19 protein-coding genes are annotated in these 22,721 nt (G+C 59.4%); 6 read left to right on the top strand and 13 right to left on the bottom strand.

Annotation, left to right across the window (positions count from 1 at the left end):
- The first annotated feature begins 14 nt into the window (after nucleotides 1-14).
- A complete protein-coding gene (gene codA, locus CER19_RS17595) occupies nucleotides 15-1,250 on the top strand; it encodes a cytosine deaminase (protein ID WP_116667331.1) in 1,236 nt (411 codons plus the stop codon).
- 9 nt (nucleotides 1,251-1,259) lie between these two features.
- On the opposite strand, the gene CER19_RS17590 is transcribed toward codA, so the two are convergent.
- From CER19_RS17590 to CER19_RS17570, 5 genes are all read right to left on the bottom strand, one after another.
- Nucleotides 1,260-3,404 (bottom strand): lipase family protein, encoded by a 2,145-nt coding sequence (locus tag CER19_RS17590; protein ID WP_116667330.1) that lies wholly within the window; start codon nucleotides 3,402-3,404, stop codon nucleotides 1,260-1,262.
- 14 nt (nucleotides 3,405-3,418) lie between these two features.
- The gene (locus CER19_RS17585; protein WP_116667329.1) at nucleotides 3,419-4,180 is read right to left on the bottom strand and encodes a hypothetical protein; all 762 of its coding nucleotides are present in this window, start codon (nucleotides 4,178-4,180) and stop codon (nucleotides 3,419-3,421) included.
- A 4-nt stretch (nucleotides 4,181-4,184) separates the two neighbouring features.
- The gene (locus CER19_RS17580; RefSeq protein ID WP_116667328.1) at nucleotides 4,185-5,021 is read right to left on the bottom strand and encodes a DUF4123 domain-containing protein; all 837 of its coding nucleotides are present in this window, start codon (nucleotides 5,019-5,021) and stop codon (nucleotides 4,185-4,187) included.
- Nucleotides 5,021-6,916, bottom strand: a complete 1,896-nt coding sequence (gene tssI, locus CER19_RS17575; protein WP_116667327.1) for a type VI secretion system tip protein TssI/VgrG — start codon at nucleotides 6,914-6,916, stop codon at nucleotides 5,021-5,023. The genes CER19_RS17580 and tssI overlap by 1 nt, the downstream gene beginning before the upstream one ends.
- Nucleotides 6,917-7,211: 295 nt before the next feature.
- The gene (locus CER19_RS17570) at nucleotides 7,212-8,198 is read right to left on the bottom strand and encodes a diaminopimelate epimerase (protein ID WP_116667326.1); all 987 of its coding nucleotides are present in this window, start codon (nucleotides 8,196-8,198) and stop codon (nucleotides 7,212-7,214) included.
- 363 nt (nucleotides 8,199-8,561) lie between these two features.
- Here CER19_RS17570 and CER19_RS17565 point away from each other — a divergent pair, with 363 nt between their 5' ends.
- Complete coding sequence (locus CER19_RS17565) at nucleotides 8,562-9,713, top strand: MFS transporter (RefSeq protein WP_116667325.1); 1,152 nt, start codon at nucleotides 8,562-8,564, stop codon at nucleotides 9,711-9,713.
- Between the two features lie 8 nt (nucleotides 9,714-9,721).
- On the opposite strand, the gene CER19_RS17560 is transcribed toward CER19_RS17565, so the two are convergent.
- From CER19_RS17560 to CER19_RS17525, 7 genes are all read right to left on the bottom strand, one after another.
- Entirely contained in the window at nucleotides 9,722-10,474 is a 753-nt protein-coding gene (locus CER19_RS17560; RefSeq protein ID WP_256660474.1) for a type III secretion protein, read from the bottom strand.
- A gap of 341 nt (nucleotides 10,475-10,815) precedes the next feature.
- On the bottom strand, nucleotides 10,816-10,983 hold the full coding sequence (locus tag CER19_RS17555) for a type III secretion effector protein (protein ID WP_116667324.1): 168 nt from the start codon (nucleotides 10,981-10,983) through the stop codon (nucleotides 10,816-10,818).
- A 291-nt stretch (nucleotides 10,984-11,274) separates the two neighbouring features.
- Nucleotides 11,275-12,297: a type III secretion effector protein gene (locus tag CER19_RS28895; RefSeq protein ID WP_178088115.1), complete on the bottom strand. Its 1,023-nt coding sequence runs from the start codon at nucleotides 12,295-12,297 to the stop codon at nucleotides 11,275-11,277.
- 234 nt (nucleotides 12,298-12,531) lie between these two features.
- A complete protein-coding gene (locus tag CER19_RS17540; RefSeq protein WP_116667321.1) occupies nucleotides 12,532-14,925 on the bottom strand; it encodes a TonB-dependent receptor in 2,394 nt (797 codons plus the stop codon).
- Between the two features lie 97 nt (nucleotides 14,926-15,022).
- On the bottom strand, nucleotides 15,023-15,973 hold the full coding sequence (locus CER19_RS17535; protein ID WP_116667320.1) for a FecR family protein: 951 nt from the start codon (nucleotides 15,971-15,973) through the stop codon (nucleotides 15,023-15,025).
- A 26-nt stretch (nucleotides 15,974-15,999) separates the two neighbouring features.
- On the bottom strand, nucleotides 16,000-16,500 hold the full coding sequence (locus CER19_RS17530) for a sigma-70 family RNA polymerase sigma factor (protein ID WP_116667319.1): 501 nt from the start codon (nucleotides 16,498-16,500) through the stop codon (nucleotides 16,000-16,002).
- Between the two features lie 79 nt (nucleotides 16,501-16,579).
- Entirely contained in the window at nucleotides 16,580-16,981 is a 402-nt protein-coding gene (locus CER19_RS17525) for a cytochrome c (protein ID WP_116667318.1), read from the bottom strand.
- A 147-nt stretch (nucleotides 16,982-17,128) separates the two neighbouring features.
- Here CER19_RS17525 and CER19_RS17520 point away from each other — a divergent pair, with 147 nt between their 5' ends.
- The 3 genes from CER19_RS17520 to CER19_RS17510 are packed head-to-tail and all read left to right on the top strand — an operon-like array spanning nucleotide 17,129 to nucleotide 20,647.
- Nucleotides 17,129-17,929 carry a glucose 1-dehydrogenase gene (locus tag CER19_RS17520; RefSeq protein ID WP_116667317.1) on the top strand — a complete coding sequence of 267 codons (801 nt, stop codon included), beginning with the start codon at nucleotides 17,129-17,131 and terminating at the stop codon, nucleotides 17,927-17,929.
- A complete protein-coding gene (locus CER19_RS17515; RefSeq protein WP_116667316.1) occupies nucleotides 17,922-19,748 on the top strand; it encodes a glycoside hydrolase family 15 protein in 1,827 nt (608 codons plus the stop codon). The genes CER19_RS17520 and CER19_RS17515 overlap by 8 nt, the downstream gene beginning before the upstream one ends.
- The gene (locus tag CER19_RS17510) at nucleotides 19,736-20,647 is read left to right on the top strand and encodes an alpha/beta fold hydrolase (protein WP_116667315.1); all 912 of its coding nucleotides are present in this window, start codon (nucleotides 19,736-19,738) and stop codon (nucleotides 20,645-20,647) included. Before CER19_RS17515 ends, CER19_RS17510 begins: the two co-directional genes overlap by 13 nt.
- Here CER19_RS17510 and CER19_RS17505 read toward each other — a convergent pair.
- Complete coding sequence (locus CER19_RS17505) at nucleotides 20,633-21,601, bottom strand: GlxA family transcriptional regulator (protein WP_116667314.1); 969 nt, start codon at nucleotides 21,599-21,601, stop codon at nucleotides 20,633-20,635. The genes CER19_RS17510 and CER19_RS17505 overlap by 15 nt on opposite strands.
- A gap of 89 nt (nucleotides 21,602-21,690) precedes the next feature.
- On the opposite strand from CER19_RS17505, the gene inhA reads away from it, so the two are divergent.
- Nucleotides 21,691-22,371: an isonitrile hydratase gene (inhA, locus tag CER19_RS17500; protein WP_116667313.1), complete on the top strand. Its 681-nt coding sequence runs from the start codon at nucleotides 21,691-21,693 to the stop codon at nucleotides 22,369-22,371.
- Nucleotides 22,372-22,721: the final 350 nt, after the last annotated feature.

Raw genomic sequence — 22,721 nt, 5'->3', positions numbered from 1 at the left:
AGAGGAACTTGACCATGCACATCATCAATGCCCGCCTGCGCAACCGTGAAGGCCTGCATGATCTGCACCTGGAACACGGCCGGATCGCCAGCATCACTGCGCAAACTGGGGTGCCGGCGCTGATGGCCGGCGACTTGGACGCCGCCGGTAACCTGGTGATACCGCCCTTCGTCGAACCCCACATCCACCTCGACGCCACCCTCACCGCCGGCGAGCCGCGCTGGAACATGAGCGGTACGCTGTTTGAAGGCATCGAATGCTGGGGCGAACGCAAGGCCACCATTACTCTGGAGGACACCAAGGCCCGGGCCAAAAAAACCATTCAAGCCCTCGCCGCCCATGGCATCCAGCATGTGCGTACCCATGTCGACGTCACCGACCCGGACCTCACCGCACTCAAGGCCCTGCTGGAGGTACGTGAAGAAAGCACGCACCTGATCGACCTGCAAATCGTCGCCTTCCCCCAGGAAGGCATCGAGTCATTCCGCAATGGTCGCGAGTTGATGGAAGAAGCCATTCGCCTGGGTGCCGATGTGATCGGTGGCATCCCCCACTTCGAATACACCCGCGACCAAGGCGTGAGTTCGGTGAAGTTCCTCATGGACCTGGCCGAACGCACAGGCTGCCTGGTGGACGTGCACTGTGACGAAACCGACGACCCCCACTCGCGCTTTCTCGAAGTCCTCGCGGAAGAAGCCCGCAGCCGCGACATGGGTGCCCGCGTCCCCGCCAGCCATACCACGGCCATGGGCTCCTACGACAACGCCTACTGCGCCAAACTGTTTCGCCTGTTGGGGCATTCCGGCATCAGCTTTGTCTCGTGCCCCACCGAAAGCATCCACCTGCAAGGCCGCTTCGACAATTTCCCGAAACGGCGCGGCGTCACCCGCGTCAACGAACTGCTTGAGGCCGGCATGAACGTGTGCTTCGGCCAGGACTCCATCGTCGATCCCTGGTACCCGCTGGGTAACGGCAACATTCTGCGAGTACTGGAGGCCGGTCTGCACATCTGTCATATGCTCGGTTACCGCAATTTGCAAAACGCCCTGGACCTGGTCACCGACAACAGTGCCAAAGCCATGGCTCTGGGCGATCGTTATGGGTTGCAAGCAGGTCGCCCGGCCAACCTGCTGATCCTGTCGGCCGACAGCGACTACGAAGTCATACGTAGCCAGGGCCTGCCGCTGTACTCGATTCGCAACGGCAAGGTGCTGATGAAGCGGCAACAGGCGCAGGTAGAGTTTATGTAACCGCGCGGGTTAGACGATTGAGTCGATGTCCAGCGTTTGCACCCGTGCCTGTTCGTCGTGGGCAGGCGGCGGGATGCTGGCGAATTGGGCCGGCTCACGATTCTCGCGGTGGCTGAACCAACGTTTGAGGCTCGATTGCAGATGTGCAGAACGGGCATGGCTGCCGTAGACATCGCGGGCTTCCAGGCGTCGCCAGCGCAGGCTTGCCAAGCGCTCGCGGCTGGTGTGCAAACGGTCGATCTCTGCGTTCAAGGCATCGGTAGGTTCATGGCTACGATCATTGGCCGGGCGCCGTAGCGCAAGTTCACGCCGCTTGGCCCGCAGTTGCTCGCGCATGTCTTCGAAGGCCCGGTCGAGCAGCTCGAACTCTTGCTGGGTTACCAGCGGGCCCTCGCTCTCCAGGGTTTGTTGCCAGCGGCGCAACGTCGCCCACGCCGCGGGGATGTAGCTGGTGGTCATGAAGTGCTGGTCGGCTTGGAACAGCTGCCTCAACACATTATCGCGGTCGGGCATGTCGCCCTGCAGTTGCAATGCGCGGTTGCAACCCGCCTCTTGGAGCGATTCGCACCCAGGCTTCCATAACACCGAGGAGTGGCTGCCATCCGGGAGCGTGATCGGCATGAAGTGATATTGTTCACCATGATGTCGATAGGGGTTGCCGCCCACGCGCACCAGCCCTGCCGCGAACAGCAGGCCACCGGGTGCGGGGTTGCTGAATAGCGCGATGGCCCCGGGAATCCAGAGCTTGGCGGTGGTGTTCATCCAGGGCGCCGGGACACTGGGGACAGGGTCGTTATGGTTGACGATGCGGTGGTGGACCAGGGAAGAGGCACCGGCGGTAAATTCAGAGTCGGCGGCGCGGGGGGCGCCGTAGGTGTAGAGGAGTGGGTCGTAATCTCGATCTGGCGTGCGACGTAGGGCCTCTGCCAATAAGAGTGCTATAGCCCCCCCAAGACTATGGCCACAAATGATAATTCGTTGGCCGCTGTGATATCGAAAAAGGTAACCCGATACAAAATTATGCATGGCCTGAAATGCCTGATAAAAACCTTGATGGGCTTTTCCAACGCCCTCGATGAATGGGACTTGATGGGCGTTTGCATCGCGTAGAACATCGGCACCACTAGCGGTGCCGCGTACAGCAATAAGCACCACTTCATCGTGATGACAAATAAATGCTTGAGTATCTGTTCCAAACTCTACATCGTTAAAAAAGTGTATCCGCTCCGGATGCTCGAGATCATGCGCATTGGCATTCTGCCCGTACAACTCTGGATCAAAAGGCAAAATCTCGAAACGACGGGAATAAGCTACGTCTTCATACAATGGATAAAATCGTTGCACTTGCTCTGAGTCAAACCTCCACGCCTCCCGGTGACATGACAAGCGTTCGGAAAACAAATTCCCGATACTTGGATGCCAAGGAAAGCTGACTTTATCCTTAGGTTCTGCTGAAGGATCTTGGCCAAACTCGCAATAGCTTAATGTTGACATTAACGCCAGTTGGTACAGGTTCAATGCGCAAAATTGATCCTGTGTAGAAAGGATTGGCCGTAATGCTCTTAGAGGTCGCACCTGCAACATCGTGAATTTTTTCGGAAAGAGCACCAGCCCCTTGAAGGAAGACTCGGGAGGTCCAAAACCAAGGTCTGCCATCATCTTGAGTGCATGCCGCATTGGACGGTGAGCCTGTGACGACAGGGGCGGCAAGTGAGCGCTATGTCGAACTAGGTCACTCACTTCAACCTGATAAAAATGATCTGCATTTGGGCGTGCGGGATTTTTTTCGACAATCTGATCGTGGTTATCAAGAAAATGGGTTTGCTCGGCACGCACTTGCAACTCAGTGATAGGCAATGCATAGAATGAACGTGTCATGAGCGACTGATAGGGCGTTTCCCGACCTGAATAGCGCTCCTCCATCATCAGAATTACGGGACCACAGAAAAAACCCTCCACTCGGGCAAAACCCTCCCCGTTCAACCGACCGTTGTATTGCTGACCAGCAACGTCACGCAGGGTGTAAGGCAGTCCCCCATAACTTTTTCCATTTCCCGTTTCATCGACTAAGCAGAAGGTCAACCAATCCCCACTCAATGAGCAAGCAGGCATCCTGTCGTTGAAAAACTGTTGCTTCCATGCAGCTTGTTCCATGAGGTTTCTCCTGATTAATCACAGGTCGGATAAATATTGCATAAACGCCCATCTGGCATTTTGAAAGCCTTGAAGTCAGCGACATTGCCGCGACAAAACGCAAATATGTCTTCCTGGCTTTCTCCCCTGCAACGCTTCCAGCCACCGACAACCTTTACCCAGTTGTCTCGCACTGCTGGTTGTTCTTCTTCCGTTAACGCCAGCACCATTCTCAGCGTCTTCCCACGCAATCCAGCACGGGACACATAACCGCCAGCACGAGCTTTCGTAAGTTGTCCGCTGGTGTTCAGCGAATTGCATTTAAGCCCCTTAATAAGGGCATGCTGGGGGCCAACAGTACGAAACAACCATTGACATTGCCCAGGGAGCTCTTGGACATAACTTTCTGACATCAAAGACATTCCGTCCTCCCAACTATCTTGGATATAAACAGCGGCGTAATCCCGTCCGACATCCGACCAACGCCCCCCCCACTTTGCGTTAATCGCAAACACAAGTTTACGTAACATCAGCGAGCAGCCTTCCACCCGCTCTGTCATTGGCACCTCGAAACTCACTCTATTCGCTACGGGTTTGCTGGCAGCCTTGAATATTTTGAGATCCGCTCGCTTGCCATGTCTTCGAGGCAACTTGCACGTTTCGCCCGGCGCGGGGGTGTAGGAAGCATCGCCCACAAGGCCGAATTGCGCCGGCAAATCCACCTCCAATGTAAAACTCTCCACCGCCTTCCCCGTACATCCCGAAAGCCCCGCAGCCACCAGTAGCACCCACCCCATCAATTTATTCACTGCTCCCCACCTCCCTGTGCCACTGCGCCGCCACTCGTTCAAAATGCTCCCCTGGCGTCTCGTCTGCCCTCGGTTGCCAATTAGTAACCCTGCTGCCGGTCGCCTCTGCCAACCGGCGCACCACCAAAAATTCGAGCTGCACCGGCTCCCGCCATTGCCAGGTGCGCGCCTGCTCCAGTAACTGGGCCAGCCAAATCCTGGGGTCTTGGAATTCGACTAATGCCGCCAGGTCTTCACTGTGCTCAGCCAGCAGGTAGCGCAGGATATTAGCGTGCAGGATGGCTTCGGCCTGGGGGTTGGGTGTGTTGAGCCACGGCGGGGGCTCAGGCACAGGGTAGTCGCCCGGTGCAGGGTTTTCGTGGTGGCACCAACAGCCTTCATGCCAATAGCACACACTGATCAGCGGCCCGAGGTAGGCTGGCCAATGCTCCTCGGCCAGATGGGCCAAGGCACGGGCCAGGGTGCGGTTGTCGTGAAAGCGATAAAGCGCCTGTTGGCCTTCTGGCCCCCGCAGCAGTCTCTCGCGCCAATGACGCGCCACTCCCGCCAAGTCGCTGGCGGGCAGGCTGGCGAGCCAGCCCCAGTTCGACTCGGGGTGTAGCAACAGGTCGGCCAATGCAGGCTCATTCAGTTGCTCCAGTAACAGTATGAGCGGGCCTGAATTCGCCAACTCCGCCGCAGCGGTCTCGCTGTAGAGGTTGCAATAGTGCGACGGAGCACGATCTGCCATCAGGCGTTGGCGAGCTTCGTGGTGACCATCAAGCATCAGGCACAATGGGTGTCCGCTCTGCTGTTGTTGGGCCATCCAACGATGGAGCAAGCTGTCCATCAGGCCGCCCTCCCTGGGATATCGCACAGGCCTTCGCGGCAGCCTTCGCACAGAGGGCAAAAGTCGGCGCCCAGTTGCTTGGCCAAGTCCATGATGACGCTTTGCACGGCAGAGATTTGCGTGCCGGCAACCCCTGATGGGCTCACCGAACGGCTTGCAGACGGCGAACCGCCCAGAGTGATGGACCGGCTGCTGGAAATACTGCCGGCTTGCATCACCAGGTGTTCCCCGCCTGCCTTCAAGCTCAGTTGTGCGCCGGCCTCTATCACCAGGCTGGCACCGGCCTTGAGATGAACCTGCTGCCCGGCCTCGATCACCAGGCTCCTGCCAACGCGAGTCAGGCTATCGCCCTCTACCTCCAGGCGACTGTCATGCCCCACCCGTTGCTCCAGGTCACGCTGGGCACGCAGGTAGATGAGTTCTTCGCCGCGCCGGTCTTCCAAGTGCAACTCGTTGGCGCCCCCGCCGCCCGGCGAGCTGCGGCTACGCAGTACGCTGCGTGTCTTGTGCTGCGGCAAAGCGTACGCCGGCAAGTGCGATGCATTGGGCAGGCAACTTGTGACAAGGGGTTGGTCCGGGTCACCCTCCAGGAAGCTCACCAGCACTTCCATGCCCACCCGTGGAATGACCATGGCGCCAAACCCATCACCCGCCCAACCGGACGCCACGCGCAGCCAACAACTGCTCGTCTCGTCGCCCTTGTCCGCGCGATCCCAGTGAAAGCGCACCTTCACACGACCATAGGTATCGCAGTGCACGTCCTCGCCTGCCGGCCCGGTTACCGTCGCGGTCTGGCTGCCACTGATCGTCGGTTTGGGGTGTTTGAGGGCCGGTCGATGCACTGCGCGCCAGGGTGTCGCGGTGAATCGGTTGCGATAGCCTTGGAACTCGCCGGCCTCAACCAACAAAGCCTCCAACGCCTGCGGCTGATAACCCTCATGACGCACCGAGGTCAGCAACCATAAGTCGTTGCAGGCTGGGTCCGGGTGATCGCACAGTTCAAGGAAGTGGCCACTGCATAGCGCCGATTGATCGCTCTTGCCCAGCACTCGATGGCGATCACGCTGGTGACGCTCCAGGCTGCGTCGCGCCAGCTGCGCACCGCGTGCATGGCCCGTAAAGCCGGCAGGGTAGCCATAATCTTCCAGAGGATCAGCCGTCTCGGCACCGGCTTGGTCTTGCAGGCGAAACGAAGGGTGCTCAAAGTCATAGTCACGACGTACGGTGCGCCGGCTGCGCGTTACCAGGCGCCGGTCGAAACGTTGGACGACCGGGGCCCCAAGCGATGGATCAGCCGAGGAACAATAACGCTGCACCGGCAACCGGCGAAACACCGTCTGGTCATCGCCAAACACCAGCAGATGATTCTGCGCGCTGTGACGAAAGTGGTAGTGAATGCCCTCCTCTTCACACAGCCGTTGGATGAAATGCAGGTCGGATTCCCTGTACTGCACGCAAAATGCGCGTGGTGGATACACCACCGGCCCGAGCTCGAAGGCATAGGCGTCGGCGAGAATGCCGTGGTGCTCAAGGACCGTCGCAATGATCTGCGGTACGCTGCGCTGCTGGAAAACCCGCTGATCGCAACGATGGGCAAGGGATGCCAGGCGTGGCGCCAGTGTCAGGTGATAAAGGGTGAGCCGCGTACCGGGATCATCCCGACCGATGGCGTAGATTTGCCCATGCAAGCCCTGACCTGCTTCGCCGAAGTACAGATAGGCGGTTTGATGAAGCAATGCCTCCAGGTCAAGGTAGGGGTCTTCGCTGACTAACTGCACCTGTATAAAGTAGGGCTGGTCGAGGGCTTCACTGCCGTTGAACGCCACTACCTGAAGTTCTGTATTTATGCCTGCAAGGACTAACTTGAAACGTGACGAAACAAACCCGTTAACCATCCTTTGTTACCCGTCATCAAATTCGCGTGAATGGCTCTTCCTCACAAATGCCAATTTGGATTGCGAAAAAAGCACCTGAACACGCTAAAGCTTAGCGATTTCAGTCGACTTTCGGCCCTTTCGAAATAATAAAGAAGTTTCGTACAACGAAAATGGAAGTGTCTTTTTCAGAATATAAATACAGCCAACAAGCCATCTAACAATTAGAGAAAACTCTGACTGCGGCATATATCTGAATCACTAAGCTTTAAGGAAACGACTGACACTTATTTAAGGTATCAGTCGTTCCCGATGTTCAGACTTTTAATTGCGCTGTCCCGAAAAGACTGACACTCAGCACGTTTCCTGACTCGGTCTTCAAGCGCACTGGCGCCGTGCCACCCGGCATTACCACCGCTACGTCGCCACTCTCAACCCAACCTGCTCGCCATGCCGCACACGCCACTGCGCTTGCACTGGTCCCCGACGAGGCCGTAGGCCCTTCCCCTCGTTCAAATACGCGCGCGATGATCCGATTGTCTGTGTCCCGGGCAGCCCATTGGAGGTTGACCCCAGCGACACAGGGTTGGCCGCACCCAGCTGGCGGTGCAAAAGCAATGGCTTTCAACTGCTGGAAAAGTGCCGACTGATGCATCGTGTCATAGGCTGGCAACGCCGAAAGCTGCTCAACCAGCGTCACACAATGGGGGTTGCCCACTCGGACAAATTGGCTGCTCCCCCATTGCGGATTAATCGATGTCAGTGCCGCCACGCGATTGAATTCATGCCGTTCCACCACGACAGGGCTCACGCCAACCGCACCCGCCGCCAAGGGGCCGAACTCGGGTCGGCCCAAGCTCAGCCAGAAACCTTGCACCTGATCATATCTCGCCGACTCGACATAAGTGGTCAAGGGCGATATCGCACCTGGTTTGTCGTGATACACCCGCAACTCAGTGCCGTCGACCAGCAAACCCTGGTCGGTCAACGCCTGGGCAAAGATAGTCAGGCCATTACCACTGCGTTCGGCAAGAGAGCCGTCGGTATTGATGATCAGCAGATCAAACGGTGCCTGGGCCTGAAATGGCCCGACCAACAAACCATCGCAGCGATGCGCCTTGGCACCAGCCGGACGTGGCAACGTACCCCAGCCACATTCAGACGTAATCGCCGATGCGGCCCACGCCCTACGCGTGCTCGCAGCCAAGCCGGCGGTGTCGGGCACGACAATACCCTGGCGGCGTAAATAGGCGGGGCTGACCACCCCATAAATATTGCCGCGCGCGTCGTAGAACCGGGTCATAGCCACGCAAACCGGAAAATTTTCATCGGCTCGTCCGCTCACTTACCTACTATCGGGACAGCAGCGTATTACACAACCGCCGGTCTGTGGGAAGTGATCTGGAAGGTGGTAATCCGCCGCAAGAAACCTGGGGTTCAGCCACTCCCCGCAGGGATTACACACCTTCCAGCCCACCTCCTACAGGCTCGATCATTTCTACGTGGTGACCGGCCGCCAAAGCGTTCCGTGTTTGTAAAAAAATAAGGCTTGCACCCCGTACCTTTAATCCTGAACACCAACGGAACCCGATTCGCTCAAGAGGGCCTGATATGCAAGGATGTCGCGCCGGACATCGTTCGTTGAACGCCAAACCAAGGATTTTTCATGACTGCCATTCCCACCCCTGCCCCCGTGGTTCCCGGGCGACTGGAACAGATGTCGACCCGCATCGCTTTTTTTATCGCAGGTTTTGGTATCGCCGCCTGGGCGCCGCTGGTGCCGTATGCCAAGGCGCGCGCGAACCTGAATGAAGGCACCCTTGGCCTGCTGTTGTTGTGCCTGGGTGTGGGATCGATCATCGCAATGCCGGCAGCGGGCGCGCTGGCCTCGCGTTACGGTTGCCGACGCGTGCTGAGCGCAGGGACACTGATGATCTGCCTGGCTCTGCCGATGCTGGCCACTGCCAGTTCCATCCCGTTGTTGATTGCCGGGTTGTTCCTGTTTGGCGCAGGCCTGGGCACCGTGGACTCCACCGTCAACCTGCAAGCGGTGATCGTTGAGCGCGCCAGTGGCAAAACCATGATGTCGGGCTTCCATGGTTTGTTCAGCCTGGGGGGCATTGTCGGCGCTGCGGGGGTTGCGGGGTTGCTGGGCCTGGGCCTGTCGCCATTGCAGGCGACCCTGGTGGTGGTGGTTATCACGCTGGCGGCGCTGTTGAAGGCTGCACCGCACTTGCTGCCTTATGGCAGTGAAAGTTCGGGGCCGGCATTTGCAGTGCCCCATGGTGTGGTGTTGTTTATCGGTTGCCTGTGTTTCATCGTGTTCCTGGCTGAAGGCGCCGTACTGGATTGGAGCGCCGTGTTCCTCAGCGCCGAGCGCGGCCTGGATGAGGCCTACGCCGGCCTGGGCTACGCGGCATTTGCCTTGACCATGACCGCTGGACGCCTGACCGGTGATGCGATTGTTCGACGCCTGGGCCCCACGCGGGTAATCGTGATCGGTGGCGCGCTGGCCTGTGCCGGCTTGCTCCTCGCGACGCTATTGCCTGCGTGGGAAACTGCGCTGCTGGGGTATGCGCTGGTGGGGGCCGGGTGCTCGAATATCGTGCCGGTGCTGTACACCGCCGTGGGTAAGCAAACGGTTATGCCAGAGCATATTGCAGTGCCTGCCATCACCACATTGGGCTACGCCGGCATTCTCGCCGGCCCCGCCGTAATTGGTTTTATCGCCCACGGCAGCAGCTTGAGTACTGCCTTCATCCTGATCGCAGTATTGCTGGCGGCGGTGGCCATCAGCGGCAAAGTCCTCAAGGTGTAGCCTGCCTTTCAGCGTGCCTTGCGAGCGGCGTCTTGCTCATGCCACCGTTCGAGGCTTTTGTTGCTGAGCCACCCCTCTTTGTGAGGCGGGCCAAATAGTCGTGTGCCATTGGCACGCTCCAACGAAGGCAGCAAACCTGGACGCTCAATAATGTTCTTCGCGGTGTAGACACAGAGTTCGCTGTATTTGGACTGGGGCATGCCCGTGGACGCATCCAGCACCGGCGCGCCCTGTTGATCGACCTCATGCGGGTCCTGCATGACCTCCCGCAGCCTGGCTATTTCAACGTACTGATGCGCTTCAAACAGGTAGGTTCGGTCCATGGCCTTGTCTCTCAACAGCGGAAACTGGCTTTGTAGCGCCTCCACCACCTGCGCATTGCCTTGCGCATGAAACGGGTCCTGACTGAACTCGATTGCCGAGCTGTTCCCCTGCAACGCTTGGGCCGCCGCGCTGAGGCTGTCACGTGTGATATCGCCGTCACGACTGAAGATCGCGTCACTCAACCGCGGGCGCTTGAGCATTTCCCTAACGACCTGAATCACGCCGTCCAACGCCTCGTTTTCACCCATAGTATGAGCGGCGATCCGCTGCAAAGACATCCACGTCAGGCGCCCATCATTCAGAAAGGGGTGCAGCAGGCCGAAGGCTTTTTCCAGGGCCTTCGCCAGTTGGTCGTCCGTTGAGGTAGTACCCGGCGGGGTGCCACTGGCCCGCCCAATGGGAAAGTTCTGCAAGTCACGATGGCGCAGAGCGGACAATGTTCCGCGTAAAAGAAAAGGCTTGCGCGAACCCTCGCCCGAAGTCGATGAGGGGGGTTGATGCCAGGCCTCAGGGTGGGTGGCCGCTGGTGACGTAGTTGAGTGTACGGCAGGCTTGTCGGGGGGCAGAGGCCGTCCGGAAGGTAATACACCCTCGATTGTCATGGGTTTTCTCCAACACTTTTCAGATGCATATCCGCAGGGTGATTTTTACCTTGATGGGCAAAATCAACGAATGGACTCTACTCAGGCAGGCACCTCATGTGTGGTTGGAGGAACTCGGCAGTTCCGAGTCAACGATACCTACCAATGACAATATGTAAAACCGAGGTCAGCCGTGGTTAACCCAGCTTGCGCCTACGCCACCAGCCTGCCAGGCAATTAATCAACCCCGTGTCGCTCAACGAATCGGTGCCCTCCCCCCTGATCTGCGGGTCTGCCAGCATGCCCCGGGAAAAGTCGTCCGACACGGGCGCCTGGAATCTACGCTCGCCGGCATAAGCCTTCATACGCCGTGCTTCTGCTTCATATTCCGTCGACGCAAAAGGGAGGCTGCGCGAGGGGCCGCGCTCCTTGGATACTGGTGGACTTGTACGTTGGGTACTGCGCAACAGGTCGATGGGACCATTTGGGGAAGAATTAAACGAGGCTGAAGCCATATGTTTTCCCTCATTCAGAATCTGAAAAGCGGCGGGTCGAATTACAACCGCAAGTATCACCTCTGTGGCAAATGGGCGTAATTCGTTCCTTGAAACATATTGGACTGGCGCCGCCCCCGAGAGGCGGCGCCTGAAGAGCGGTCAGCGGGACAACAAGTACAGTCCTGTACGGCTGATCTTCCCGTCGTCATCTTTACTGGCGCGGTTATCCATTTTCTCAAGCAGATCACTGCGCTTGAGCATTTCCTGGGCCAACTGGATCAGATGGTCCTTGGCTGCGTCGCCGGTAAGCGGCTGGCGGGCCCACTTTTTCAGGTCGCGGATTTTAAGGCTTGAGCCCCCGCTCCCGTTTTTCAACTCGTCGAAATGCTCAAGCAGCTCACCGGCCAGTTCTTTGTCGGTCTTGTACTTGAAGTAGTTTTCTCCTTTGATTACCGCGTTCAGGCTGTGCCGGTCGATCAGGCCATTCAAAGCGCCCGTGGAACCGTGCCGGTCCAATGCGGCCATCAGTTCCGGACGTCGTAGCAGCTCATTGGCCAGGCGAATGTTCTCGTTCATGACCGGGTTGGGCGACCACCCTCTTTTTGCCATTGCAAGAATGCTGTCAACGCTAATGGAACCAGGGTTCTTCGGGTCTCTGAAGGCGTTGAAGTTATCGCGCAACTGCTGCGCCAGCTCTTCTCTATTTTTCAGCGAGTACTGCGGATCAGGCCTGCCGGGGGCGGGCGGATACGGCCGACCTGCAGTGGGGTCCGGCCTCGGTGGCGGATTACTCCCAATGGGGTTCGGCCTGGGGGGCGGGTTGCTGCAACCTGGGTTCGGCTTTGGCGGCGGATGCCCACAGCCAGGATGCATAGACGGCCGATGCCCGGAGAACCAATGACTGATCCAGTGCTGGAGTTGGTTCAGGAAATTCTGCATCGCCGGTGGTCGGTGATGATGCCCAGGTACGTCAGCCGCGGCGGTGGGTGCCTGGGGGTTACCGAATACCGGCCCGGCTTTGTTGGCCCCGGATTGAAAATTCACATGGGCAGCATTCTGACCAGTGAAGGAAGGCGACGCCGGAGCCTGGCGAGTGTTTTTGACCTCGGCCTTGGCACTGGCCTGTGAAAGGTCAGGCGTTGATGAAGCAGAGACGGGTGTATCCAACATCGATACCGACATAAGTTTCTCCATACAGTGGGCGATTTTCAGCTTGTCGCTCCAACGCAGTGTCGAAGCCCATCAGCTTTCCCATGTGTGGTGTTGCGTCGGAATCAGTTCCTGATCCAGCCATAATCTGTGCTGTGGTGATGTAGGAAACAGAGTGTGGTCTTGCAGCAATGAGTGGACGGAGCGCTTTGCCCAGGCAAAAAAAATCGCCCCCCTGAGGTTGCGATTTTTCCCAGCGACGACAGATCAGAACCCGACGCTTGCCTGTACAAAGAAGGTGCGAGGCTCGCCCAGGTACAAGCCGGCATTGTTATCGCTGGAGCGCGTGTAATGCTGCTGGTCGAAGACGTTTTTCACGCCCACACCCAGCTTCAGGTTCGACAACTGCGCGCCGAAGTCATAACCGCTGCGCACGTTGACCGAGACATACCCTGGGATATCACCGTATTGGCCATCCGCGGTGCCTTGGGTGATGTAGGTGGTTCCGGTGCCTGGCGCGCGCTGGCCGGACTGGGCATAAACATCCAGGTTGTGGGTCCAGTGGTTGATGTCGTAGCGCAGGCCCAGAGTCGCTACTTGGCGGGAATACAGTGGCAGGTCTCGGCCCTTGAACGGCACATCGCCTTCGGAGGTGGCCTTGGTGTAGGTGAAGCCCGCGTTAGCGGTCAGGCCGTCGAGGCGCGGGTCGAGGTTGGACAGGTCGTAATGGCCCGATGCTTCGATACCGCTGTGCTTGGTGGCGCCAAGGTTGGTCCAGCCCACGTCATTGCTGACGTATTGCAGTTCATCCGAGAAGTCGATGTAGAACAGCGTCACTTCGCCGCCCCAGACGCTGTCGTTATAGCGCGTACCGATTTCGTAGGTCTTGGCCTTTTCCGGGTTCAGGCCGTTGGCCGTCTGGTCGCCGGTACCGCCCTGGCCCAGTTGGAAATACTGCAGGCTGCCGAAGGAGGTTTCGTAGTTGGCGAACAATTTCCAGGCGTCAGACACGTGGTACATCACGCTCAGCGCCGGCAGCGGTTCGTTGTTGTGGACCTCGCGGCGTTTTTCCTCGGTACGCTTGCCATTCAGGGCCACGACCGGGCGATCATGCCATTCGGTGCGGATGTCTTCGAAGCGAATGCCGGGCGTGATGGTCCATTTGCCAATATCGATTTTGTTATCGATATAGAAGGCATTGGCTTCAGTGCCCCCCGTGCGGTCCTGATAGACATGACCGTCGCTCTGCCCGCCCGGCGTCGGCACGTTGTTGACCAGGTTCAGGCTGGTGGCCTCCTCGTGCATGCCTTCTTTGAGGTAGCGATAGCCCACACTGACTTCCTGGGTACTGGGCCCCAGGTCAAACACATGGGACACACGCGGCTCGATGCCGAAGGTGTAGTAGGTGCGCGGGTAGGAACTGAGGGTCTTGAGGTCGCGGTTGGCAATGTTGCTGCCACGGAAACTGTCAGAATAGTAAGTCAGCACTTCGGCCTGGGTGCGGTCGTCGATCTGGCGGATGTACTTGAACGACACGTCCTTGCGGCGCCCGCTGAAGTTGTCCCAGTCGCGTACCGACTGGTACGGGTTGGCGTCGAACTGCTTCTGGGTCAGGCCGCCGGGCATATCGGCGCTGGCATCGTAGTAGTGGAAGTTCAGCGAGAAATCGTCTTGATCGGTCGGCGCCCAGTGGGTCTTGAAGATCACGTCATCGATGTCGTTGCCGTTGTTGCTGTTGCGGTAACCGTTGCCGTTGACCCCTGAGTACAGCAGCGCGGCGCCGATACCGTTGTCGGCCGTGCCGCCGACAAAGGCGTTCTCCACATGTTTCCAGCCCCCGTGGGCGGAGGTTTGCAGGGTGGTGCCGACTTCCCCGGAGAAGTCTTGCGGGATCGCACGGGTTACGAAGTTGATCACGCCGCCAACGTTCTGTGGCCCATAACGCACCGAACCCGCGCCACGGACAACGTCGATACTTTCCAGGTTGCCGGCAGAAATCGGCGCCATCGAGAGCTGTGGCTGGCCGTAGGGAGCGAACGCCGCCGGTACGCCGTCGATCAGCACGGTGGAGCGCGGCGACAGACGTGACGTCAGCCCGCGCACACCGACATTGAGGGAAATATCACTGCCGCCGGTACCGTTGGATTCCTGCACTTGCACGCCAGGCACACGGCGCAGCACATCACCGACGTTCATCGCGCCCTGCTCTACCATGGCCTCGCGGCGAATGACCGTGCGCGCGCCGGGGTGGTTCTGCACCACTTCGGCATCGGCATCGGCGAGCCAGTCGCCTACCACCTTGATGTCGGTCACACCCAGTTCCAGAGGCGAGCCGGCTTCACCGGTGCCGTTGCTCACCGGGCGCAAGGTCACGGAGCCGGCGTCAATCTGGTAATCCAGGCCACTGCCTTGCAGCAATTGGCGCAGGGCTTGTTCGGGCGAGAGGTTGCCATCGACCGCGGGGGCTTGCTTGCCGGCAACCATATCGGGGCTGAAGAACACTTGCAGCGAGGTCTGCTGGCCCAACTGGCTCAGGGCTGCGCCCAGGGGTTGGGCACGAATGTGGATGCCCTCGGCAGCCTGTGCAGTACTGATGGCAACGGCCAGGGCCAAGGGCGCCCAGCGGGAAATTTTGTTGTTGTGGGGGGCAAGTTTTTTCACGTCGAGCCTAGTCCTGTGATCGCAAGCATGCGCAGCCGTTAATGCAAACCAGTTGCAGTTGCAGGAGAAGACGAAGAACTCGAAAAAAACCTGAACGTCAGCGTGAAATAATTTCCTGACTACCGTCCGGCAAAGTGCGCAAGGCGACCGGCAGGATGTGGGGCAAGGCCTTGAGCAAGGCGTCGGTGTCGCTGGATTTGAAGACGCTGGTCAAGCGCAGGTTGCCCACCGCTGCCGTACTGACACGCAGCGGTTGCTCGCGGTAGCGCGACACTTCCCGCGCCACGTCGGCCAAGGTGGCGTTGTTAAACACCAGTTTACCGCTGCGCCACGCAGTCAGCGCTTCAGGGTTCACCTCGTAGGCCGCTGCCACTTGGCCGAGGCGGTCGACATGGGTGCCATGGCCGGCGGTGAGCGTGACGATGTGATCGGACGCCTGGCCCTGCACCTTGACCGTGCCGGCTTCGACCGCCACGCGGGTCTGGTCCGCATCCCGACGTACATCAAAGCGCGTGCCGGTAACGGTCACCTGCCCTGCGCCGGCTGCGACCACAAACGGGCGGCCGGCGTCATGCTGCACGCTGAACATCGCCTCGCCCTGCTTGAGCTCCACGCCCCGCCGGCCCTTTTCGTAGTGAACCGCGACCACGCTGCGGCTGTTGAGGTCCATCACGGAACCGTCGGGCAAGGTCACCTGACGATGCTCGCCTAACCGCGTGCTGAATTCGGCATTGTAGGGCTTTGGCTGCCCCAGCCCGCTGTACGCACCCAGGCCCACTGCAACGGCGACCACACTGGCAGCCACGGCATAACGCAGCAGCGCACGCCGCCCAAGGCGCTCGGTCGAGGCATCGCCCAGCGCCTGCAAGCGGGCCTTGGGCAGTAAATCCGTAGCGCTCCACAGGCCTTGCAGCACATCGATTTCGTACTGATGCGCGGGCTGCGACCTGCGCCAGGCATCGAAACGTTGACGTTCCTGGGCGCTTAATGGGCCGTCTTGCAGGCGTACAAACCACTGCGCGGCCTCATCACGGACACGGTTATCCATCGTGGAAGATCCTGTTTCAAAGCCGGTCATGGCGCGCTCGCATCCAGACGATCACGCAGATGCCGCAGGGTGCGGATCATATACTTTTCCACCATGTTTTTAGACAGCCCCAGGCGTGTGGCGATTTCCTGCTGGGTGAGCCCTTCGATCTTTTGCCAGATGAAAATTCTGCGACAGTTGAGCGGCAACTCGGCCAGCGCCCGCTCGATGGCGTCGGCCAACTGGATCGCGTGCATGTAATGCTCCGGGTCGCTACTGTGAGGCGTGCTGTGATCAACCGCCTGCCGCGTCAACGCCTCGCGACGGTCTTCGCGGCGGTAGGCATCCACCGCAATATTGCGTGCGGTTTGATGCAGGTAGGCGCGTGGCTGAGCAACCTTGCAGGCAGCGGACTCAAGCACCCGCAAGAAGGTGTCATGCGCAAGGTCTTCGGCTTGCTGACGGTTTCTCAGGCGGCGTGTCCAGGTGCCGATCAACTCTTCGTAGTGCTCGAAAAAGCCTGTTCTGCGGGGCGGCTGAGGAGTCATCGCGAGAGCACTGGGGAGGCGGGGCGTGAATAGTAATGCTTCCTATTAAGTGGGGCAATTGCTGCTCATCGCCCACCCACTATTTGTTTGAAATGACCTCACTCATGTATTGATGCAAATCGCGAAAGTCTTTAACGCTCCAGGCATGTGGCGCGATCTTTACGCCATTGTCTTGCAGCGTCTTGGGGATCAGGTTGCCATTGGGGCGAAGGATGACCGAGGAGACGATAACGCCCGGATAATCATGGAGTCGTTTCTTGAAGGTGGCAGTTGTCAGGTCGGGGGTTGGCGGATTACTTTTTTTAGCCAATGGCCCGGTGCCTTTGATATCGGGCCCGTGGCACACAGCGCAGCGCTGTAGATACAGCGTTTTACCATTGCTGTTGTCCGCGACGCACAAGGCTGTCTGAATCAGTGATAAAGCGGCTAATACGCCGCTGAGTAATAGTTTCGTCCCTCGGGTATCGGCCCACGCATGCATTCCATCGCTTCCTGTATTGCCCTTTGTTTTCAGCATCATACGACAACGTCGCGCTTTTGCCCGAGCTGGGCGTAAGCGCCAGGGGGTGAACTTCCACTCCCCGCCGCCAGTCAGCAAGAAGGACTCTCATAAAACGGTGGGTGGGCGATGCAGATTTCCTTGCAGCAACAAGTGGCCCTGGTCACCGGGGCCAGTTCCGGTATTGGCGCGGGCGCGGCCAACGCCCTGGCTGCAGCAGGCGCGGCGGTGGTGCTTAACTACAACTCCCAGGCGGCACCGGCTGAGGCCCTCGCCGCACAGATCAATGCCAACGGCGGCCGAGCGCTTGCCATCGGCGGCGATGTGTCCAAGGAGGCCGATGTCGAACGCCTATTCGCGCAAACTCTCGACGCCTTCGGCCATCTGGATATTCTGGTGGCCAACTCCGGCCTGCAAAAAGATGCCAATCTGGTGGATATGACCCTTGAGGATTGGAACACGGTGATTGGCGTCAACCTCACCGGGCAGTTCCTCTGCGCGCGGGCGGCGGTGCGTATCTTCAATCGCCAGGGTATTCGCGAAGGTGTGTCACGGGCGGCAGGCAAAATCATCCATATGAGTTCGGTGCATCAAGTCATCCCCTGGGCCGGGCATGTGAACTACGCGGCGTCCAAGGGCGGCGTGGAGATGCTGATGCGCACCCTCGCCCAGGAAGTCAGCGAGCAACGCATCCGCATCAACGGCATTGCGCCTGGGGCGATTCGCACGGCGATCAACCGCGCAGCCACTGAAGGCGCGGCAGAAAAAGAGCTGCTCAAATTGATTCCTTACGGTCGCGTCGGTGATGTAGAAGATGTGGCCAATGCAGTGGTGTGGCTAGCCAGCGATGCTTCTGATTATGTGGTCGGCAGTACGCTGTTTATCGATGGTGGCATGAGCCTTTATCCGGAGTTTCGTGGCAATGGTTGATTTGAAGACAGAGCCCCAAAGCGCCATTGATGCCCATGGCATCATCGGCGACATGCGCAGTGCCGCACTGGTAAACGACCGTGGCAGTATCGACTTTTTCTGCTGGCCGGAATTCGACAGCCCATCGATCTTCTGCGCACTGCTCGACACCCCCGACGCCGGTACCTTCCAGCTTACCCCGGACCTGCCCAACGCCCGCCGCGAACAGATCTACCTGCCCGACACCAACGTACTACAAACACGCTGGCTCAGCGACGCGGCGGTGGTAGAAGTCACCGACCTGCTGGCGGTCAGCGAAGAGGTCGACGAGCTGCCTTTGCTGATTCGCCGAGTACGGGTGGTCAGCGGCCAGGCCAACCTGCACCTGCGTTGCGCCGTGCGCCACGACTACCCCCGTGCCAAGACCCACACCACAGCCGATGACAACGGCGTGCTGTTCAGCGCCGACGGTCAGCCCGGCCTGCGTCTGGTAGGCAGCCACCCGCTGACCCTCGAAGAAAATTCAGTCGTATCCCGCTTCACCCTGGCCCAGGACGAGGGCGCCGAATTTGTGCTCGGCGGCCAGGATGATCCGCGGGTGGTCAACGACTGCACGGACCTGTACCTGGAACGCACCCTCAAGTTCTGGCGCGGCTGGATCTCCCAGTCCAATTACCGTGGGCGCTGGCGCGAAATGGTCAACCGCTCGGCCTTGGCGTTGAAGCTTTTGACCTCGCGCAAGCACGGCGCAATTATCGCCGCCGCCACCTTCGGCCTGCCGGAAAGCCCCGGCGGCGAGCGCAACTGGGATTACCGCTATACCTGGATACGCGATGCGTCGTTTACCGTCTACGCGTTCATGCGCCTGGGGTTTGTCGAGGAAGCCAACGCCTATATGCGCTGGCTCAAAGGCAGAGTCAGCGACTGCTGCGGCCAGCCAACCAAAATCAATATTCTCTACGGCATCGACGGTCGCCAGGAGTTGCCGGAAACCACCCTCGATCATTTGAGCGGCCACGGCGGCGCCCAGCCGGTGCGCGTGGGCAACGAAGCGTTCGACCAGATCCAGCTGGATATCTACGGCGAACTGATGGATGCGGTGTATCTGGTCAACAAGTACGGCGAAGCCATTTCCCACGAAGGCTGGAAACATACGGTGGAAGTGGTCGACCAAGTGTGTGATATCTGGAACCGCAAAGACGTAGGCATCTGGGAAATGCGCGGCGAGCAACACCACTTCCTGCACTCGCGCCTGATGTGCTGGGTGGCCTTGGACCGAGCTATTCGCCTCGCCTCCAAACGCTCGCTGCCCGCACCGTTCGCGCGCTGGGACCAGACACGCCAGGCAATCTACGCCGACATCTGGAGCAACTTCTGGAACGAAGAGCGCGGGCATTTCGTACAGCATATCGGCAGTACGGCGCTGGACGGCTCGATGCTGTTGATGCCGCTGGTGCGCTTCGTTGCGGCCACCGACCCGCGCTGGCTATCGACACTGGAAGCGATCCAGAAAAGCCTGGTGCGCGACGGCATGGTCTACCGCTACCGCAATGACGACAGCCAGATCGATGGCCTGCAAGGCACCGAAGGCGCATTTGCCGCGTGCTCGTTCTGGTACGTGGAATGCCTGGCCCGCGCCGGGCAAGTGGAAAAGGCCCACCTGGAATTCGAACAGCTGCTGCGCTACGCCAACCCGCTGGGACTGTACGCCGAAGAATTCGACAGCCAGGCTCGGCACTTGGGCAACACACCTCAGGCGTTGAGCCACCTGGCATTGATCAGTGCGGCAACCTTCCTGGACCGCAAACTCAGTGGAGAGAAGACTGTATGGCAACCCTGACGTCCCCTGCCCCGCTATTGTATGTGCGCACGTCCATGCTAGACGTGGCTTATGAAACCCACGGCCCCATCGCAGGCGAGCCGGTGATCCTGCTGCATGGCTTCCCTTATGACCCTCGCGGTTATGACGAAATCGCGCCGGTGCTGGCCGAGCGTGGTTATCGGGTGTTGGTCCCGTATTTGCGCGGTTATGGCCCGACGCGGTTTATCAACGACCAGGTCATGCGCTCCGGCCAACAGGCGGCGTTGGCCAAGGACCTGCTGGATTTCATGGATGCGCTGTCCATTAAGCAGGCCACTCTCGCCGGTTATGACTGGGGTGGGCGCGCGGCGTGTATTGTTGCGGCGCTGTGGCCTGAGCGGGTACGCGGCTTGGTGACGGGGGACGGTTACAACATCCAGGACATCGCCAAGTCCCTTGAGCCTCGGGCACCGGAAACCGAGCATCGATTGTGGTACCAGTATTACTTCCACACCCAGCGTGGGGTCGACGGCTTGACGGCCAACCGGCGTGAACTCTGCCAATTGCTGTGGGCGCTGTGGTCACCGTCCTGGGCCGAAGGGCCAAGCCGCTACGCCCTGACCGCGCCGTCGTTTGATAACCCGGATTTTGTCGAGGTGGTGATTCACTCCTATCGTCATCGCTTCATGTATGCGCCGGGTGATCCTGCGCTGGAATACATCGAGCAGGCGCTGGTGCCGCAACCGGCGATAACAGTGCCCAGCATTTCGTTATGCGGGGCCGACGACGGTGTGGGCCCGCCGTCACTGGAGGATGATGACGTGGAGCACTTCAGCGGTTTTTATCGCCGCCAGGTGTTGCCCGGCGTGGGTCATAACGTTTTCCAGGAAGCGCCCCAGGTCACGCTTCAAGCTTTGCTGGAACTACTGGAGCGGTGAAAAACGCTCCCGATAAGCCTGGGGCGTCACCGACAACGCCCTTAGAAAGCTGCGGCGCAAAGTCTCTTCACAGCCAAAACCGCATTGCATGGCGATACGTTTGATGGAGGTTGTGCTGTCTGCCAATTGCCGGCGTGCGTTTTCGACGCGGATCAGTTCCACGGCGCGCGCAGGGGTTTGGCCGGTCTCGGTGCGGTAGTGGCGCACAAAGCTGCGCTCGCTCATGCCAGCCTGGGCTGCCAGGGTGGCGATGCTCAGATCCAGCGTCAGGTTATCGGCGATCCACGCGTGCAGCTCGGCAAAACGGCTGTCGCTTTTTTGCAGGGATAACGTCACGCTAAATTGCGACTGACCGCCAGGGCGCTTGAGGAACACCACCAAGTGGCGCGCCACCTCCAGGGCAATCGCACGCCCCAGGTCATCCTCTACCAGGGCCAGGCACAGGTCGATCCCGGCGGTCACACCAGCAGACGTCCACACCGCGCCCTGCTGGATGAAAATCGGATTGGCCTCAACCGTGAGCGTGGGGAACTTGCGCGCCAGTTCTTCACAGCGCGTCCAATGCGTGGCCACGCGGCAACCATCGAGCAAACCACTGGCGGCCAGCAGAAAAGCTCCGGTGCACACCGAAGCCATGCGCCGGGTGTAATGGGATTTATCGCGCACCCATTGCACCAGAGCCGGGTCTTCGGCGGCAGCGTACACGCCCCAGCCACCGGCGATCACCAGGGTGTCGCAAGGCGCGTCGATGGCAGGCAGCGGCTCAGCCAGCAGCGCCAGGCCGGCAGACGTCCTCACCGGTTCTGCCTGAGCGGCGATCACGTTCACTGCGTAGGGCAACGGTAAACCCCGTTGGCGCAACAGGTCATTAGCCGACGCAAACACTTGCAGAGGCCCGGTGACATCGAGCACCTGGGCATTTTCAAAAGCGAGTACATGAATAATTTTAGGCATGATTGGCGCGATTAGTGGGCTCAATGGCGTACTCGCCAAAGCCTAGGCTTCTACAGTGAGGACGTCTATTCCTTTTCAGAGCTTGAATCATGACCTTGCAGATCGGCTTTCTGTTGTTCCCCGGCATCCAGCAACTGGACCTGACCGGCCCCTATGATGTCCTCGGTTCGCTGCCAGACGTGAAGCTGCACCTGGTGTGGAAAGACCTCGCGCCGATCACCTCCAGCACTGGCCTGGTGTTCACGCCGACCATCACGTATGCCGACTGCCCGAACCTGGATGTGCTTTGCGTACCCGGCGGCGCCGGTGTGGGCCCGTTAATGGAAGACCCGCAAACCCTGGATTTCCTCAAGGCCCAGGCCCAGACAGTGCGATACATGACCTCGGTGTGTACCGGCTCATTGGTATTGGGCGCGGCAGGGTTGCTGCGCGGTCGCAAGGCCACCACCCATTGGGCCTACCACCACCTGCTCGCCCCGCTCGGGGCTATTCCCGTACAGGAACGTGTGGTGCGTGACGGCAACCTGTTTACCGGCGGAGGGATCACCGCCGGCATCGACTTTGCCCTGACTTTGGCCGCGGAGTTGTACAGCGAAGCGGCGGCGCAACTGGTGCAACTGCAGATCGAATACGCGCCGGCCCCACCGTTTGACTCAGGCCGCCCGGAGACGGCGCCCAGGCATGTGCTGGAGGAAGCCAACAAGCGCACGGTGGAGTCACGCAGAGTGCGCGGGGAAATCGTGACGCGGGCGGCTGCACGGTTGGGGTGAATTTGGATTTCTCACGTCCGGTCGCTGAATTTGCAGCGACTGGGGAAGACTCGTGACCTGTTCCTAGCAGCAACCTTAAAGGTCCGTGGGAAAAAATCGGTTTCAACGCTTGAACGTAAGGTAAGTCCTAGTCCGCTGTACGAAACTCCTTTTGATTCTTTCGGTGCTCAACGGCTGTCCAGTTGTAGCCGACAGTAATCACGATGCGAAGCGAGTCGCTCTTGATCTTGCTCTTGATCTGCTTTTGATCTTCCCCCGGTGTCAGGATAGTTGTCGCCTCTCCTGATTTACCCCCAAAGAGCATACCGAGGGCGGAAAGAGGCAGGTTGTGACGTACTATTCACCCGAAC

Source organism: Pseudomonas sp. GL93 (assembly GCF_003408955.1).
GTDB classification, from domain to species: Bacteria; Pseudomonadota; Gammaproteobacteria; order Pseudomonadales; family Pseudomonadaceae; genus Aquipseudomonas; species Aquipseudomonas paracarnis.
Note: the sequence above shows the minus strand (reverse complement) of the source record. Positions and strands in the feature narration are given on the sequence as shown.

Excerpts from the sequence above, each read along its gene's own strand:
- codA (WP_116667331.1), top strand. The coding sequence starts at position 15 with ATGCACATCATCAATGCCCGCCTGCGCAACCGTGAAGGCCTGCATGAT.
- CER19_RS17590 (WP_116667330.1), bottom strand. The coding sequence starts at position 3,404 with ATGGAACAAGCTGCATGGAAGCAACAGTTTTTCAACGACAGGATGCCT.
- CER19_RS17585 (WP_116667329.1), bottom strand. The coding sequence starts at position 4,180 with ATGGGGTGGGTGCTACTGGTGGCTGCGGGGCTTTCGGGATGTACGGGG.
- CER19_RS17580 (WP_116667328.1), bottom strand. The coding sequence starts at position 5,021 with ATGGACAGCTTGCTCCATCGTTGGATGGCCCAACAACAGCAGAGCGGA.
- tssI (WP_116667327.1), bottom strand. The coding sequence starts at position 6,916 with ATGGTTAACGGGTTTGTTTCGTCACGTTTCAAGTTAGTCCTTGCAGGC.
- CER19_RS17570 (WP_116667326.1), bottom strand. The coding sequence starts at position 8,198 with ATGACCCGGTTCTACGACGCGCGCGGCAATATTTATGGGGTGGTCAGC.
- CER19_RS17565 (WP_116667325.1), top strand. The coding sequence starts at position 8,562 with ATGACTGCCATTCCCACCCCTGCCCCCGTGGTTCCCGGGCGACTGGAA.
- CER19_RS17555 (WP_116667324.1), bottom strand. The coding sequence starts at position 10,983 with ATGAAGGCTTATGCCGGCGAGCGTAGATTCCAGGCGCCCGTGTCGGAC.
- CER19_RS28895 (WP_178088115.1), bottom strand. The coding sequence starts at position 12,297 with ATGTCGGTATCGATGTTGGATACACCCGTCTCTGCTTCATCAACGCCT.
- CER19_RS17535 (WP_116667320.1), bottom strand. The coding sequence starts at position 15,973 with ATGGATAACCGTGTCCGTGATGAGGCCGCGCAGTGGTTTGTACGCCTG.
- CER19_RS17530 (WP_116667319.1), bottom strand. The coding sequence starts at position 16,500 with ATGACTCCTCAGCCGCCCCGCAGAACAGGCTTTTTCGAGCACTACGAA.
- CER19_RS17525 (WP_116667318.1), bottom strand. The coding sequence starts at position 16,981 with ATGCATGCGTGGGCCGATACCCGAGGGACGAAACTATTACTCAGCGGC.
- CER19_RS17520 (WP_116667317.1), top strand. The coding sequence starts at position 17,129 with ATGCAGATTTCCTTGCAGCAACAAGTGGCCCTGGTCACCGGGGCCAGT.
- CER19_RS17515 (WP_116667316.1), top strand. The coding sequence starts at position 17,922 with ATGGTTGATTTGAAGACAGAGCCCCAAAGCGCCATTGATGCCCATGGC.
- CER19_RS17510 (WP_116667315.1), top strand. The coding sequence starts at position 19,736 with ATGGCAACCCTGACGTCCCCTGCCCCGCTATTGTATGTGCGCACGTCC.
- CER19_RS17505 (WP_116667314.1), bottom strand. The coding sequence starts at position 21,601 with ATGCCTAAAATTATTCATGTACTCGCTTTTGAAAATGCCCAGGTGCTC.
- inhA (WP_116667313.1), top strand. The coding sequence starts at position 21,691 with ATGACCTTGCAGATCGGCTTTCTGTTGTTCCCCGGCATCCAGCAACTG.